A 15,242-nucleotide genomic window follows, 5' to 3' on the forward strand; every position below is an offset into this window, starting at 1 on the left:
GTCTCGGTGATGTTGTCAGGCTGTACGGGCGATCGGCTCCCGGGCGGCGATCGCGTCGATAATAGGCTGGAGGTCGGCCCAGAGGTCGTTTTCGTCCTCGAGCCCGACACTGATGCGAAGAATGGTGCCGGAATGGGCGCCGTCCGAGGCTTTCGGGGTGATCGTCATCGGTGCAAGTAGGCTGTGCGTCCCGCCCCAGGATGCGCCGATCGAGAAGGTTTTCGCAGTGGTCAGCAGGTCCGGCAGTGCGTCTTCCGCATGCGGCGGAATGACGACGCTGAAGACGCTGCTCGATCCCGTAAAATCTCGTTTCCAGAATTCGTGTCCGGCGCATTCGGGCAGAGCCGGATGCAGGACGAGGCCTGAAGGGACGAGGCCGGCGATCCGCTTTGCAAAGCTGGTGGCAATCTGCCCGGAATGCGCGAGCCGCAAGCCCATCGTTTCCATCCCACGCAGCGCAAGCGCGCAGTCATCCGGCGAGACGCCGATGCCGATCATCCGCATCGTGTCCTTCAGCCGACGATGCAGGCCGATATCCTTCACTGCGATCGAACCCATCAGCAAATCAGAATGACCGCCGACATATTTCGTCAGCGCCATCGACGAGAAATCCATGCCGTGGGCGAGGGGCTTGAAGTAGAGTGGCGTCGCCCAGGTATTATCGCATCCCGTCAAGACACCGCGCGCCTTGGCCACTGCGACGATCGCCGGGATATCCTGTATTTCCATCGTCGTTGAACCGGGCGATTCCGTCCAGATCAGCTTGACGCTCTCGTCGATCAACTCTGCGATGCCGCCGCCGATCATTGGATCGTAAACGCGGTAGCCGATGCCGCGGGGGTTCAGGTAATTCTCGCAGAAACGGCCACCGGCGGATAGGCCGTATCTGGAATAAGCACGCTATCGCCCGGCATCAGAACGGAAAGAAAGACAATCGTGATCGCAGCCTGGCCGGAGGGGACGAGGACGGTGCGTTCGCCCTGCTCCAACGCCGTTATTTTGGCCTCCAGCGTCCGTGAGGTCGGCGTTCCATGCAGGCCGTAGGTGTAACCATCGGGGCCGCGCTGGCTGCGCTTTGCGTAGGCTTCGGCGCTGTCGAACACGATCGTCGAAGCTCGGTAGGTCGGAGTCGCAAGGCTCGCAAAGCCTTCGTGGGAGACCGGGGCCCGGTTTACGCACAGCGTCTTGTCGCGCATGTTCTGTCCCTCAATGCAAGATCATACGCAATATTGACGGAGCCAGCCTAGACAAACAATTGACCAGAGCGTCTAACTCTATGCGAAAAGCTTATAGGAGGCGCAGAGTGAACTTCCGGCAGATCGAAGCCTTTCGGGCCGTGATCCTCAGTGGCACGGCCTCACGGGCGGCGGAATTGATGGGGGTTACCCAGCCGAACGTCAGCCGCCTGGTCGGCGAGTTGGAAGAGGCTGTGGGCTTTGCGCTGTTCGACCGCGTCAAGGGCCGGTTGATCCCCACACCCGAAGGTCAGGCTTTTTACCGCGACGTGGACCAGAGCTTCAGGGGCCTGGACAAGCTCCGTTCATCTGCGGCGCGTATCCGCGACTTCGGTTCGGGTCATATCCGTGTCGCAAGTCTTGCCGCCGCCGGCACGACCATCGTCCCCGGGCTGTTCGCAAATTCCGTGAAAGCTTTCCCTCCGCGGTGGTGACCCTCAGGATCATGACATCCGCGTCGGTGCGCAATCATATCGTCGATGGCGAATACGACCTGGGGCTTGCCGCCGACGAGGTCGATCTCTCCGGCGTCGAGCACCAGGTCTTCGGCAGCTTTCCGGCGCTCTGCGCTTTTCCCGCAGGTCACCCCTTTGCGACCAAAGACATTATCCGTCCGGAAGACTTCGATGGTGTCAATTATGTCGCATTGTCGCCCGAGGATCGCGCTCGGTTGCAGTTCGATCGCTTATGCGAGGCGGCCGGGGCCAAGGCGAACCTCGTCATCGAAACGCCGTATGCGATCACGGCCTGCGCATTGATCCTGGAAGGTGTCGGCGTCGGCATCGTCAATCCGCTGGCGATCGACGGTTTCGCCGAGCGCGGCGTGGTATTTCGGCAGAAGGCTCGGCTTGTTCGAGCCTTCGTCTCTGCACTGCTTGACGTCAGGAACACACGTCCGTCGCGACTACTATAAAAATTAAGGACCCAACCACACTCTCGGTCTTCATATTGAAGCGGCCAAGTTCCTAATCCAGACGAATAAAGGCTGGGGTTGACACTGTGCCTCAACACTGGCCCCAGGTCCGGAGGTGCCTTTCCTGTTGACTAGAAGGCTCGGAAGTGGCCGTGGGTGAGTCGAATGCCTCGCAACCCGGACGCCATTCCTGGAAAAGGGTGCGCGTCTTTCATTTGACGCCAAGGGTCAGAGGCGCGACTAGCGGGCCGACTAGGGCATTCGCGCTGCTTAAAAGCTTTTTGATCGAATGCCCTGCGCTTGGGGCTTGGAAACGTTCCGGGCAACTCTACGCGAGTGCCCCCAAACAATTACTATTGCTTATCACCGTTATCCAGGCGCCACATCCCCGGTGGCCCCTTAGAGTATAATGTTGATCGTTTTGCTCTCGCAGTAAGTCAGAAGCTCGTCGCGGCCTTCCTCGCGGCCAACTCCGCTGGTCTTCATCCCACCAAAAGGAACGCCGACATAGTGCGCGCTCGAGCCGTTAACCCAGATGTGGCCCGAACGGATCTTGCGCGCCATGCGAAGCCCAACCTTCATATCATTCGTCCAGACCGCGGCGGTCAACCCGTATTCGGTGGAGTTGGCCATCGCAACCGCCTGATCGAAATCCCGCCAACGGCTAACCGCCAGTACCGGTCCAAACACTTCCTTTTGCCAAAGACGCATGTCCGGTGTCACGTCGGCGTAAAGCGTCGGCTCCAGCCAGAAGCCGCGCTCGAATTGAAGGCCCGCAGGTCTGTCGCCGCCGTGAATGCGGCGTGCGCCGTCGGCGTCGGCGTTACGGCAATGCTCGAGAATGCGCTCCATGTGGCCGCGCGAATTGATCGGCCCGACATCAGTATTGTCGCTGAGTGGATCGCCCATCCGCAGCGCCTTTACGCGAGCAGCGACGGCTTCGAGCACTCGGTCGTGGATGTCATCATGCAGCAACAGGCGCGATAGCGAGCCGCAGGACTGGCCTTGCCAGGCAAAGTTCATGCCTTGGATCGCGGCTGCGGCGATCGTGTCCGGATCGCAGTCGGGGAACACGATCATCGGGTTCTTTCCGCCCAGCTCAAGGCTGACATGCTTGACCGTAACCTCTGCGGCGGCACGCTGAATGGCGCGGCCGGTATCCGGCGAGCCGATAAAGGCGATACGTTTGATGCCGGGATGTCGCACGATGGCATCACCGGTGGTGCGGCCATCGCCGGTCAGGATGTTGAACACGCCGGGCGGCAGGATTTCTTGGGCTATTTCGGCGAGGATCATCGCCGACAGCGGCGAGGTTTCCGGCGGTTTGACGATAACAGCGTTGCCCACGGCCAGCGCCGCCGCTGTCCGCGCCACGGCGAACATGACCGGGTGGTTGAACGGTGCAATGCGCGCGACGACGCCATATGGCTCATGGATCGTCAGATGCAGGTGGTCGCTCGTCGCGGGGATCGTGTCTCCGCGCAGATCGGGCGCCAGCCCGGCAAAATAGCGCAGCGATTCCACCGCCGTCGGCACGTCGATCATGCGCATCGGGCGAATGGTGTTGCCAGTGTCGCTGACCTCGACGCGCAGGATTTCGTCAGCGCGTGCGGCGACAGCATCGGCGAACCTGTTCATCACCCCGGCGCGCTCCATCGGCGTGCGCGCAGCCCATTTCGGCCATGCTTCTTCGGCAGCCGCGACGGCACGATCCACGTCCGCCTTCGTCGCAATCGGTGTGCGCCCGATCGGCTCCTCGTTGGCCGGGTTGATGGAAGTCGTCCACTCGCCAGTCTCGCCAGCGACGAGTTCGCCGCCGATGAGCATGCGCTCGGCTTCGGTTACACGGTCCATGGTATCTCCTCCCTGAGTTCCGGCTGGCAGATTAGCAGCGGCGTCGAGAGCGTCAAATATATCGAGCGCCGTCTTTCATATCCGCTACGCTATGGAAGCGTCGCGGTTTTCCTGGCGTGCGCTTGAACGGCAAGTATTGCCTATCGTGAAAGTTCGAAGCGAGAGAATGGATTATTTAAGAAGTTTCTTCGCTAATATTGTGCCCGAGTTGGAGGAGCTCGCATATGAATACGCATTCTCGCATGATCGCGCCCGGTGAACTCGAAGCGCTTGACACAATAGTGATCGGAGCCGGACTGGGTGGCTTAGGCGCCGCAGCCAAGCTGATTGAGGGCGGACGCGACAAACTCATCGTCCTTGAAGCTGAGAATAAGGTCGGCGGTGTATGGCGTGAGAACCGCTATCCAAACGTTGCCTGCGATACCCCGATCGACCTTTACGCCTACAGCTTTTATCCAGGCGACAAATGGTCGAGCAATTTCGCGCCGGGCAACGAAATCCTCGCCTATCTGCACGAATTTGCAGACCGTTTCGGGGTGACTCCGAAGATCGTTTTCGGCGCGCGTGTTGCCGAGGCGGTCTGGGACGATGCGAAGGCACTTTGGCGTGTGGCGAGCACGGACGGTCGCACATGGATGGGCCGCTACCTTGTGTGGTCGGGCGGCCTGTTTTCTCAGCCGACACTGCCGAAGATCAAGGGTCTGGAGGGCTTCACCGGTGAATCCATCCATACGACCGAATGGCATGATGGCATCGACCTGACGGGCAAACGCGTGGCGGTGGTCGGCGGCGGAGCCACCTCGATCCAGGTCGTGCCCTACGCCGCCGAGCATGCCAAGGAGCTCACCGTCTTCGTGCGCACGCCATCCTATGTGCTGCCGCGCCCGGACATCAATTTCGGCGCGAAGGACCGGATGAGCCCTGATTTCGCTCTTCAGCAAAAGGCGCGCCGTACCGAGTGGTTCAACCGCTTCGAAATCATCGCGCGCTCCCGCTTCCCGATGAATGGCCCTGTCATCGCCGAACAAGAGGCGGTGTGGAAAGAGCAATTCGACAATCAGGTGCACGACCCGCACGCACGCGAGGTGCTGACTCCAAACTACCGCTTCGGCTGCAAGCGGCCGCTGTTCAGCAGTGCTTATTACCCGGCGCTGGAACAGGACAATGTGACTTTGGTAGGTCGCGGCGTGTCACATCTGGCCGGCGATACCATTGTCGACGTCGAGGGCGATGCCTATCCTGTCGATATGGTGATCTGGGCAACCGGCTTCGAGCCATCCGGCATGCTTGGGGGGCTGGTGATCCGCGGCCGTGACGGACGCGAGCTGGAAGACGAGTGGCGCGCCATTCCGCATGCCTATTTTGGCACGATGGTGGAGGGCTTTCCGAATTTCTTCCTGATTAACGGGCCGAACGCGGGCGGCGCGTCGGTGACCGACGTTGTCGAGGCGCAGGTGGGCTTCATCCTCGCCAACATGGTTGAGGCCGATACGCGTGGCGCATCCATCGTGGAAGTCGATGAGCAGACCTACCGCCTCTTCAACGAGGACATCCAGGTCCGCGCGGACGCCAGCGTGATGGTACGCGGCAACTGCAATTCCTATTATCGCGTCGGCGGCACCGGCAAGGTCTTCACGCACTGGCCGGACACCGTCGAGGCCTTCCAGCAACGGATCAGATCGCACGCACCGTCTGGCGTGGTGTTCCGCACCGCCGAAGCCGGGCGTTAGGAGGGAGCGATGTCACTGCACCCGGTAGTCCAGGCGATCTGGGACAACATCAAGGGGAAGGGTTTCAATGGTTACTCGGGCGTCGAAGTGGGGGCTGCCCGCGCCCAGTTCTCGCAAGCCTCGCAGGTCTTCGGCCCCGGGCCGGAGATGCATGAAGTCCGAGAGGTCTCCATCCCGGTAGATGGGGACTCGATCGGGGCACGTCTCTATCTGCCGATCGCAACGCCGGTCGGGCTCTGCGTCTATTTTCACGGTGGGGGCTGGACGCTGGGTACACTCGACGATTTCGACACACTGGTTCGGACATTGGCGATACGTAGTGGGGCAGCGTTCCTGTCGGTCGACTACCGGCTAGCGCCCGAACATCCATTCCCGACGCCCGTCGACGATGCTGTTGCCGCAATACGCTTCGCCGCCGCCAACGGCGACGCCCTTGGTGGAACCGGCCTTCTCGCTGTCGGCGGCGATAGCGCCGGCGCGAACCTCGCGACGGTGGCAGCACTCGACGTGCGTGGCGAGATCGACATCGCGCTTCAGTTGCTTTTCAATCCTGTCGTCGACAGGGACAACGCTCGTCCAGGCTTCGCTACCTACGGGAGTGATTACCTTCTGAAGGCGTCCGACATCGAGTGGTTCTTTGATCATTATGCGCGCGGGATCGATCGGGCTGAACCGCGCCTTGCGCCGTTGCGAACGCCGACACTGATGGGCGCTCCGCCAGCATGGATAGGAGTCGCCGAATTCGACGTCCTGACCGAGGAAGCCGCAGCCTATGCCTCAGCCCTTGAGGCCGCTGGCACGCCAGTGAAGCTCAATCGCTATGCCGGCGTCATGCATGGCTTTGCAAGGCAGCACGGCGTCGTCGATGTCGCCGACCGAGCCGTCAGCGAGGCTGCAGAGGCGCTGCGATCAGTATTCGCCGCTTGATCTCAGGCTGCCGTGCTTAGCGTAGCGCGGCCGCTGATTTCGTCCGCGATCTTCTCCGCTATCATGATGACCGCGGCATTGATATTGCCACCGACCATGTCGGGCATCACCGAAGCGTCGACCACACGTAGCCGTTCCGTGCCGAAGACCCGCAGACCTGTGTCGACCACGCCTTCCTGAGGGTGCGCCGCCATGGCGCAGGTACCGAGCGGATGATGCGTAGTAAGGGCCCGAGCGCGGATGAAGGCATCCAGCTCGTCATCCTTGTCTGACCCATCGCTGCCGGGTGCTCGTGGCCCACCGTAAGCGAAGCCGAGCGCCGGCCGCGTGGCAATCTCGCGCGCCATCCGGATGCCTTCGCGCAGAACCTGCCATTCAGCATCGTGCTGCAGGAAGTCCTGGTGGATGCGCGGTGCGTCCAGCGGATTGGCCGAGTTCAACCAGATGCGGCCGCTGCTTTCCGGCCGGAGCAGGATAACACGCAGCCCAAAGCCGTCCTGGAACCCGTTGAGCAGGTAAGGCTTGGCGTCGAGCGGCGCACCGTTGAGAATGACCTGCAGGTTGGGGGCCGGGCCACGAGCCGATGGCGTTTTAAGAAAGCCGACGAGCCCGGACGGCAGATCGCTGGCGATGCCTGTGCCAAGCAATCCCGCCTGCAGCATACTCAGCCCGATGCGATCGTAGCGCATGGCGCGTTGAAACGGACCCGGTTCCTTGCGGCGGAAAAGGAGGACTGGTGAGACGTGATCTCGGAGGTTCTGGCCAACCTTCGGCAGGTCAGCGCGGACTTCGATGCCGTGACGGCGCAGCTGGTCTGCTGGTCCGACACCGGAGAGCATGAGCAGCTGCGGCGAAAGCGCTACGCCAGCGCTGAGGATCACCTCCTTGCGCGCCCGGACCTCGTGGAGCTTACCATCCCTAAGATATTCGACGCCTCGCGCCACATTGCCGTCGAATATCACTCGGGTCGCCTGGGCGTGCATAATGAGCTTCAGGTTCCGCCGCGCCAGCGCCGGACGCAGATAGGCCACAGCTGCACTGCAGCGCCGACCGCCGCGGATGGTCGACTGCATGACTGCGACGCCCTCCTGTTCCGCCCCGTTGTAGTCGGGGTTGAACGTGTGCCCGGCTTCTATGCCAGCCTCGATCGAAGCCTGGACCAGCGGATCGTCGTATTTGGACGGCCGCGTCGTCAGCGGTCCGCTACCGCCGCGATATTCGCTTGCGCCGAGCTCCCAGCTTTCCTGTTTACGGAAGTAGGGCAGTACGTCGGAGTAACTCCAGCCATCAAGGCCGGATGCCGCCCAGCGGTCATAGTCGCTGCGATGGCCACGCACATAAGCCATGGCGTTGACCGACGACGACCCCCCCAGCACCTTGCCGCGGGCGAATTCGACGATGCGGCTATTGAGGCGCTCTTCCGGCTCGGTCTTCAACTTCCAATCATAGAGCTTCTTGGAATAGACCATGCCCCAGCCGAGCGGGATGCTGAGCAGCGGGCTGGAATCAGGCCCGCCCGCCTCTAGTATGGTGACCTCCGTGGCGGCGTCTTCGCTCAGCCGCGCGGCCAGCACGCAGCCGGCCGAACCCGCACCGACGATGACGTAATCGGTTTCGGTGACCAGGCCTCGCGACGGATTGCCTGCCTGCATTTCATCCCCCTCAATTCAACATGTTCGGCAGTAGGAGCGCGATGTCCGGCAGCACCATGAGCAGTATGACGCCAATCAGCATCGGCACGATAAACACGAACGAGCCCGCGGTAACATCCTGCAAGGTGGTGCCCGGCGTTACGCTGCGCAGAACGAACAGGTTAAAGCCAACCGGTGGGGATATAGCAGCAATCTCGGTCTGGATGGTCACGATGATGCCGAACCAGATCGGATCGTAGCCGAGCCCCACCACTGTATGAAGGAAGATTGGCACTACGATTACGAGAATGCTCAGCGGATCCATAAACATGCCAAGGACCAGCAGGAACACGTTGATCGCGACGAGGATGACCCAAGGCGGGACATCAAGGCTGGTGAGGAAAGCCGAGATACCCTGAGGCACGCCGAGCCGGGTCAGGACGAAGGAGCTAAAGATGCCACCGATCAGCAGGAGCATGAACATGCCGGTGGTGCGTACCGTGCGGTCCAGCGCCATGTGGAAGGCGGCAAAGCGCAGCTTGCGCATGGCCAGGGCCACCGCTATCGCAGCAGCGGCGCCGACGCCACCTGCCTCGGTCGGCGTGGCAAAGCCACCATAGATCGACACGATCACCATCAGCGCGATGATCACGATCGGTGCCGCTTCGCCCGTCGCCAGCAGACGCTCGCGCATCGGCACGACTGTGGTGATGCGCGGGGCATCCTGAGGGCGCAGCATGACCTGAATCACGACGGTCAGCGTCAACAGCACCGCCATCATGAGACCGGGCAGGATGCCGGCCATGAACAGCTTGCCGATCGACGTGTCTGTGATCACGCCATAGAGGATCATCGGCACCGATGGCGGAATGAGGATGCCGAGCGTGCCACCGGCCGCCGTAGCGCCGAGCGCCAGGCGCTTGGAATAACCGTGTTTGATCATCTCCGGAACCGCCAGCGCCCCCATCGTGGCGGCGGTGACGGGGCTGGAGCCGCACACTGCGGCAAAGCCGGTGCAGGCTGCGATCGTACCGACGGCAAGGCCCCCGGGAAGTCGCCCGAGCCAAACGGCAGCCGCTCTAAACAGGCTGGCGCCAAGGCCGGACACTGCGATGATCTCACCCATCAGCACAAACAGCGGCACGACGACGAGAACGAAACTGTTGGTCTGCGAGTAGGCGACGTTGGCGAGCTGAACGATTGCGGCGGGTGACACGAAGGCCATCGTGCCGGCGATGCCGATTAGTCCCATCGAGACCGCGACGGGAATACGCAACGCCAGCAGAAAAACCAGTGCAGCGGCGAATGCCAGAAACCAGAGGAGGGCCATCAGGCGTGTCCTCCTGAGGTTTTGCGACCCTGCTCGCCGGGATGCAGCAACGAGGCCAGCAACTGCTGAACCCCTGTAAGACAGAATACGGCAGCGCCGATCGGACCGGCTATCTGGATCCACTTGAGTTCGACCGGTATCGCCAGAACCGCCATGCGATCATCGGCGATCGCGCGGCTGGTCAGATTCCAGAGCTGATAGAGGAAGATCGCGCCGAACACGATGCAGGCAATCGCCGCAACCGAGGCCAGATGCCGGCGCAACGGGGTCGGCACCAAGGGTTCGAAGAGTTCGACGGTGACATGGTGGCCCGTCGCCAGCGCGGGGCCGAACGACAGGAACACAACGTAGACAAAGGCAATTTGCGCGACATCATTCGCCCAGATAAGCGCGACACCCAGTTCACGTGTCACAATCGCGAGAATAATCACCGCCACGATGAACATGATGAGAATGCAGGCCACGATAGCGAAGAGGCTGTTCAGCCGCCTCACTACCGACTCGAATAGCGCGAAGGCGCGCAAACCTTTACTTGACATAGACGTGCTAGCCCCGTGCAGCAGCTGCGTTACTTTCGATACGACGCGAGCGTCTTGATCATCGCGGTGCCTGGCGCGTCCTTGACGCTCGCAGCGACCTTATCGAAGATAGGTCCGGTATTCTTCGCGAACTCCGCCTGCTCATCGGAACTAAGCTGGTACACCTCGCCAGTCTTGGCGAAGTCGATCAGCCCGCTTTTGGCACTTTCGCGCATTGTCGTGGCGGCAGTCTGGATCATCTCGTCGGAAACCTTCCTGATCGCTGCGCGCTGGTTGTCCGGGAGCTTTTTCCAGACGTCGAGGTTCATGACGATGGTCGTAATGTTTCCCGCCATCTCGGTATTCGTATAGAAGGGCGCTACCTCGTAGAGACGGGCTGACATGGTGATGGACGGCGTCATCAGCGCACAATCGACAACGCCATTCTGCAGCGCCACGTAGAGTTCCGAGGGCGGCAACGGCATTGGTACGGCGCCCATCGCGGCGACTTGCTGAGCTTGCCAGCGACCGGCGGTACGGATCTTCTTGCCGGCCCAATCGGCCTTAGCCTTCAGGAAGCCCTTCCGGCAGACGAGGCCGCTCGAATAGGCAGGAGCACCGAACAATGCAGTCACACCATGCTGGTTGAACACCGCGTCCAGGTTGTTCCAGATCGCCTTCATCGCCTCGCCGGTGGACGGATTATCCACCGGCAGGCCGTCGATCATCTCGGCATACCCCATTGCCGGGATCGTACCGCTGACAAACGAAGCCACCACCATTCCAGCTGGAACAACACCCAGCGAAATGCCATCGAGAGCCTCGGGCAGCGGCACGAGAGCGCCATTGGGCACGATGTCGAAAGCGACCGCGCCATTGGTGGCTGCCTTGACCTTCGCGGCCCAATCTCGCGCAAGGATTGTGAATTGGTCTTTGTCGTTAAATGCGCCAGCGAACTGGAATGTCTCGGCCTGCACGGCGGTTGCCGTAAGAGCCACTATGGCCAAGCTGGCCAACCTTGTAAGATATGCTTTCATGGTACTGCTCCTCCCTGATTGGTACCCGTGCATGTTGTTGTTAGTCTCTCGTCACCATATCTCGTCTCTCGGCTCCCGGTCCGTTCCATGGACGATCTGATGGCGCAATTCATGCCCGTCAAGATAGGCGGCCTCGCCCTTGATGAGGCCGTCCTCGAAATGGACCCAAACGGTCATCGGCAGGCAGAGCCGCTTGCCGGTGGTCTCGACGCCGAAGAAGACGCCCTTCGGTGCGCTCACGAAATAGCCGTTCCCGATGATGACGGTATCGGACACAACCCAGCGGCGCACTTCGAAGGCTTGACCCTGGAAGGTCTGCAGCCGTCCGGCGTAGAAGTCTCGAACAGGCTCCCACCCGCGAATGTTCAGGCCGGTGCCGTACATGATCTGGAACGGGTCGTTTCGTGTCATCGTCGCCATCGTGGCGTCGACATCTCCGCTCCATTCGGCACTGGTGTGGGTCAAAAGCATGCGCCAGGCATGTTCGGCGCCGGGCCCGCCGGTACTGATGACGTCCCCCGAATAGTCGAACTGCGCTACCCGCTCCGCTACTTGCGGATCCAGGGCGATGTCCACAAAATCATTGCGTCCCGCCATTTTATCAAACTCCTGGGCCTGCGGCGACGCGCCTGGCAAAGAAGTCGAGCGTACGCTGCCATGCAAGCGCCGAGGCGGCCTGCGTGTAGCTGCCACGGGCGTCGCAATGGAAGCCGTGGCCGGCATTCTCGTAGACGTAGAATTCGGCGCCCGGCTGCTTTGCCTTCACCTCGAGATAGTTTTCAGGTGGAATGCTGGCGTCGTCGGCGCCAAAGTGGAACTGCACCGGGCAACGCGCCTTCTCGCCAGCGAACTTCTGAGCCATTCCGCCGTAAAAGCAAGTGGCAGCGGAGAAGCCGTCCAGTCGCGTCGCCGTCGCGAAGGCGACCGACCCGCCGAGGCAGAAACCGACGATACCGATCTTGCCGGCCGAGCCGACCGCCTCGCGCGCGGCCGCCACGTCGAGTAAGCACTTGCCCATGTCGAACTTTGCAATCAGCGCCTTTGCCAGCTCGACGTTCTCCGGCGTGTAACCGGTTTCGAAATCGCGCTCGAAGCGGTCGAAGATCGCTGGAGCGATAGCGACATAGCCTTCGGCTGCGAACCTGTCGCAGATCGAGCGGATGTGCGAGTTGACGCCGAAAATCTCTTGCACGACAACGATGCCGCCGCGTGGTTTACCCGTGGGGTTCGCTTCATATCCGCCGAGGGTGTGCCCGTCGGAAGCTTTCAGTTCGATCTGCGACATCGTCAGTTCCTCCTCAGTTCTCAAAACGCCCGTTGGCCCGAATCGACCGGCAGCACGACACCGGTGATGCTCGGCGCTTGATCGGAGCACAGGAACGCAGCCGACATCGCCAGCTCCTGCTCTGTTACCAGCCGCCTCAGCGGGGTCGCCTCCCGCACCTTATCGCTGCCGCCCTGCCGAGCGCGGAGTTTTGAGCCTTCGCCCTTCATCGGCTGTGCCATATAGCCCGGCGCGATGCAGTTCACCCGGATGCCACGCGCACCGAAGGCGACCGCGTAGGACCGTGTCATCGACTCGATGCCCGCCTTCGACGCTTGATAGGCATAGCCCCCAACGACACGGCCCATGAAGGCCGACATGCTGCTCAAGAGCAGAATACTCGCGCCCTCTGCCAAATGCGCCGACGCCTGATCACACACAAGTGCTGAACCTTTGAGGTTCACGTCGAGTACCTTTCCGACGGCGACGGGGTCAGCAGTGCCGGGCACGGTTTCCAATAAGATCCCATGCGCAACAACAAGGCTGGTAATGTCGCCAAGTTTGGCAGCTTCCGCGAACATGGAGGCAACGCTTTTCGGATCGGTCACATCACAGCGTATGAAGGTTTGACCCTTCGCTACCGGCTGCTCGTCGAGATCGGCCACGACGACAGTCGCGCCACGCTTCTGAAACAATTCCGAGATCGCGGCGCCGATGGTGCCGGTGCCGCCGGTGATAATGGCAACGCCCTTCATTCCTTTACTTCCTCCCTGCCGCTTCACAAACCGGCAAACCCAGCCCGTGCAACCCAGTAATCCCACGCCCGGGCCAACGCCATGTCGCCTAACATCATGGCGCCAGCCTTGTCGATCTCGCCGTCCGTGAGGGGCTTGATTTCGCCGTGCTGACGCGTTGATAGGATCAACTCCGCATTGTCGCGTAGGCCGATCGAAACACGTATTACCGCCTTGATGTTCGCGGCGGCACACACGCAGCCGTGGCCTCGCAGCAATGCAACGCGGTTCTGACCGAGCGCCCGGGACAATGAGTGTCCCATCTCCATCGAATCGACCAACATATTAGTATCGCCGAACTCGGCCTGACTGTCCCAGTAACCGAGCTCCCGCCCAATCACGCTCGACATATGGAACATTGGCCGCAAGGAGATGTCGACCATTGTGAACGGGATGACAGCACGTGCGTGGTGATGCGTAACTGCGTTAACGTCTGGACGATCCTTGTAGATCGCGCCATGGATGTGCCGCTCGGCATAGGGTCGGCGCGGGTCGTTGCCGACGAGTTCGCCTTCCAACGTGTACTCAAGGATATCATCTCGTGTTACGTTTGCTGGACTACGCGACCGCGAGATGAAATAGCGGCGAGGATTGATAGGGTTACGCACACTGACGTGCCCAAAATCATCGATGATGTCCTCTCGCGCCAATATCCGATTGGCAAGCATCAGCTCAGTCAGCGTATGCTCGATTGAATCTTTTTCATGCGCGGTGGCCGGCATGGCAACTCCTCCCTTTGTGCAGAGAGAGATTACTTGCCGCGATATAGACATCCTAATATATGTTTCGGCCATCTATATAGTATGGAGGATATAGAATGCGGTCGCTGGTTTCGCAGCTTTCGATCCACAAGCTGGAGGTGTTTTGTACCGTGATAGAGCTCAACAGCTTTTCGCGAGCCTCCCAGAAACTGAACATCACACAACCTGTGGTATCAGCACATATCAAAGGATTGACAGACAAGTTCGAAACGCCGCTGATTGTGAAGAATGGCCGCCGCATCGTCCTCACCGAGGACGGCGAACGTGTACACCGCTGGGCCCGCGAACTGATCAACCGTACCCTCGAATTCGAACGTGAAATGGCAGACAGTCAACGCGGGGTCGTAGGCCGTGCTTCCATCGGTGCCTCGATGACGATCGGCTCCTATCTTTTACCCGCGCTGGTCAGCGAGTTCCGTCACGCCCATCCGCTTGGCGAGATTTCGGTTCAAGCGTACAACCCAATGGCTGCCACCGACGCCATACACAGTGGAGTGTGCGACTACTCGTTCACGATTATGGATCCACGTCATGACGTTGAAGGTTTAGACGTCAAGCGCATCGCCGATGACCAACTGGTCCTCGTAACATCGGAGCGCGTTCCGCACCTCGAGGGCCCACTGACGCCCGACGTAATTTCCGGCCTTCCTTTCGTCAGTGCGCAAGCAGGGATGCCACGTAGAGAGATTGAGGAGAGTTTGCTTGAGCACTACGGAATCCGCCGACGTAGTATCATCCTGGAATTTGGCCACGCCGAATCCCTGAAGCAGGCGGTTCAAGCTGGCGCCGGCTACGCGTTTGTTTTCCGATCATCGCTCAGGGACGAACTGACCACCGGGTTGCTTCGTGAGGTTGCGACACCTGGGATGGAGCTGAAAGTGCCAGTCTATCTAGTTCGCCGTCCCAATAAGAGGATGTCGAGTTTCCAACAGAGGCTTATGGAATTTTTGTCCGAGAAAATTTCTGCCCAGTTAGAGGGCCGGCCGAGCGGCTGATGTCTCTGTCGCTCGGCCAAGGGACATCCTGGACTAGCCGCGCCTTGATGATATTGCCTTGAACTGGCCGGACATCCTTGGGACACATGCGATCAACATCACTGCGATAAGAACTGAAGGCGCAGTCATCGTCAGTGGAATGGGGCACGCAGGAAGACAAGATTCGCAAAATGTTGGCAATGAGGACCGTGCAGGTAGTCGTCACAAATGGTTGAAACGTTGCCTCGCAATTGGCAGCTGTCACTGCGGGACT

At 60.6% G+C, this 15,242-nt stretch carries 14 protein-coding genes and 1 pseudogene; 5 read left to right on the forward strand and 10 right to left on the reverse strand.

What is annotated here, in order from left to right; translation table 11 throughout:
* Positions 1 to 15 precede the first annotated feature (15 nt).
* Positions 16 to 1,196: pseudogene (locus tag J2857_RS26090) on the reverse strand (trans-sulfuration enzyme family protein).
* Between the two features lie 107 nt (positions 1,197 to 1,303).
* Between J2857_RS26090 and J2857_RS31110 the strand changes: the two are divergent.
* Positions 1,304 to 1,669: a LysR family transcriptional regulator gene (locus J2857_RS31110; protein WP_348635721.1), complete on the forward strand. Its 366-nt coding sequence runs from the start codon at positions 1,304 to 1,306 to the stop codon at positions 1,667 to 1,669.
* 11 nt (positions 1,670 to 1,680) lie between these two features.
* Positions 1,681 to 2,148 carry a LysR substrate-binding domain-containing protein gene (locus J2857_RS31115; protein ID WP_245363844.1) on the forward strand — a complete coding sequence of 156 codons (468 nt, stop codon included), beginning with the start codon at positions 1,681 to 1,683 and terminating at the stop codon, positions 2,146 to 2,148.
* A gap of 399 nt (positions 2,149 to 2,547) precedes the next feature.
* Here the strand turns inward: J2857_RS31115 and J2857_RS26100 are convergent, their stop codons facing one another.
* The gene (locus J2857_RS26100) at positions 2,548 to 4,002 is read right to left on the reverse strand and encodes an aldehyde dehydrogenase family protein (RefSeq protein WP_210012962.1); all 1,455 of its coding nucleotides are present in this window, start codon (positions 4,000 to 4,002) and stop codon (positions 2,548 to 2,550) included.
* A 224-nt stretch (positions 4,003 to 4,226) separates the two neighbouring features.
* Between J2857_RS26100 and J2857_RS26105 the strand changes: the two genes are divergently transcribed.
* Complete coding sequence (locus J2857_RS26105) at positions 4,227 to 5,732, forward strand: flavin-containing monooxygenase (protein ID WP_210012963.1); 1,506 nt, start codon at positions 4,227 to 4,229, stop codon at positions 5,730 to 5,732.
* Between the two features lie 9 nt (positions 5,733 to 5,741).
* Entirely contained in the window at positions 5,742 to 6,659 is a 918-nt protein-coding gene (locus J2857_RS26110) for an alpha/beta hydrolase (RefSeq protein WP_210012964.1), read from the forward strand.
* A 2-nt stretch (positions 6,660 to 6,661) separates the two neighbouring features.
* Here the strand turns inward: J2857_RS26110 and J2857_RS26115 are convergent, their stop codons facing one another.
* The 8 genes from J2857_RS26115 to J2857_RS26150 all read right to left on the reverse strand — a co-directional run bounded on the left by J2857_RS26115 (position 6,662) and on the right by J2857_RS26150 (position 13,955).
* Positions 6,662 to 8,311, reverse strand: a complete 1,650-nt coding sequence (locus tag J2857_RS26115; protein WP_210012965.1) for a GMC family oxidoreductase — start codon at positions 8,309 to 8,311, stop codon at positions 6,662 to 6,664.
* Between the two features lie 10 nt (positions 8,312 to 8,321).
* The gene (locus J2857_RS26120) at positions 8,322 to 9,620 is read right to left on the reverse strand and encodes a TRAP transporter large permease (protein ID WP_210012966.1); all 1,299 of its coding nucleotides are present in this window, start codon (positions 9,618 to 9,620) and stop codon (positions 8,322 to 8,324) included.
* Positions 9,620 to 10,114 (reverse strand): TRAP transporter small permease, encoded by a 495-nt coding sequence (locus J2857_RS26125; protein ID WP_210012967.1) that lies wholly within the window; start codon positions 10,112 to 10,114, stop codon positions 9,620 to 9,622. Before J2857_RS26125 ends, J2857_RS26120 begins: the two co-directional genes overlap by 1 nt.
* Positions 10,115 to 10,188: 74 nt before the next feature.
* Entirely contained in the window at positions 10,189 to 11,154 is a 966-nt protein-coding gene (locus tag J2857_RS26130) for a TRAP transporter substrate-binding protein (protein WP_210012968.1), read from the reverse strand.
* Between the two features lie 72 nt (positions 11,155 to 11,226).
* Positions 11,227 to 11,772, reverse strand: a complete 546-nt coding sequence (locus J2857_RS26135) for an ester cyclase (protein WP_210012969.1) — start codon at positions 11,770 to 11,772, stop codon at positions 11,227 to 11,229.
* A 4-nt stretch (positions 11,773 to 11,776) separates the two neighbouring features.
* On the reverse strand, positions 11,777 to 12,460 hold the full coding sequence (locus tag J2857_RS26140; protein ID WP_210012970.1) for a dienelactone hydrolase family protein: 684 nt from the start codon (positions 12,458 to 12,460) through the stop codon (positions 11,777 to 11,779).
* A gap of 20 nt (positions 12,461 to 12,480) precedes the next feature.
* The gene (locus J2857_RS26145) at positions 12,481 to 13,194 is read right to left on the reverse strand and encodes an SDR family oxidoreductase (protein WP_210012971.1); all 714 of its coding nucleotides are present in this window, start codon (positions 13,192 to 13,194) and stop codon (positions 12,481 to 12,483) included.
* Between the two features lie 23 nt (positions 13,195 to 13,217).
* The gene (locus tag J2857_RS26150) at positions 13,218 to 13,955 is read right to left on the reverse strand and encodes a class II aldolase/adducin family protein (RefSeq protein ID WP_210012972.1); all 738 of its coding nucleotides are present in this window, start codon (positions 13,953 to 13,955) and stop codon (positions 13,218 to 13,220) included.
* 95 nt (positions 13,956 to 14,050) lie between these two features.
* On the opposite strand from J2857_RS26150, the gene J2857_RS26155 reads away from it, so the two are divergent.
* Positions 14,051 to 14,989 carry a LysR family transcriptional regulator gene (locus J2857_RS26155; protein ID WP_210012973.1) on the forward strand — a complete coding sequence of 313 codons (939 nt, stop codon included), beginning with the start codon at positions 14,051 to 14,053 and terminating at the stop codon, positions 14,987 to 14,989.
* Positions 14,990 to 15,242 lie beyond the last annotated feature (253 nt).

Source organism: Neorhizobium galegae (assembly GCF_017877055.1).
GTDB classification, from domain to species: Bacteria; Pseudomonadota; Alphaproteobacteria; order Rhizobiales; family Rhizobiaceae; genus Neorhizobium; species Neorhizobium galegae_D.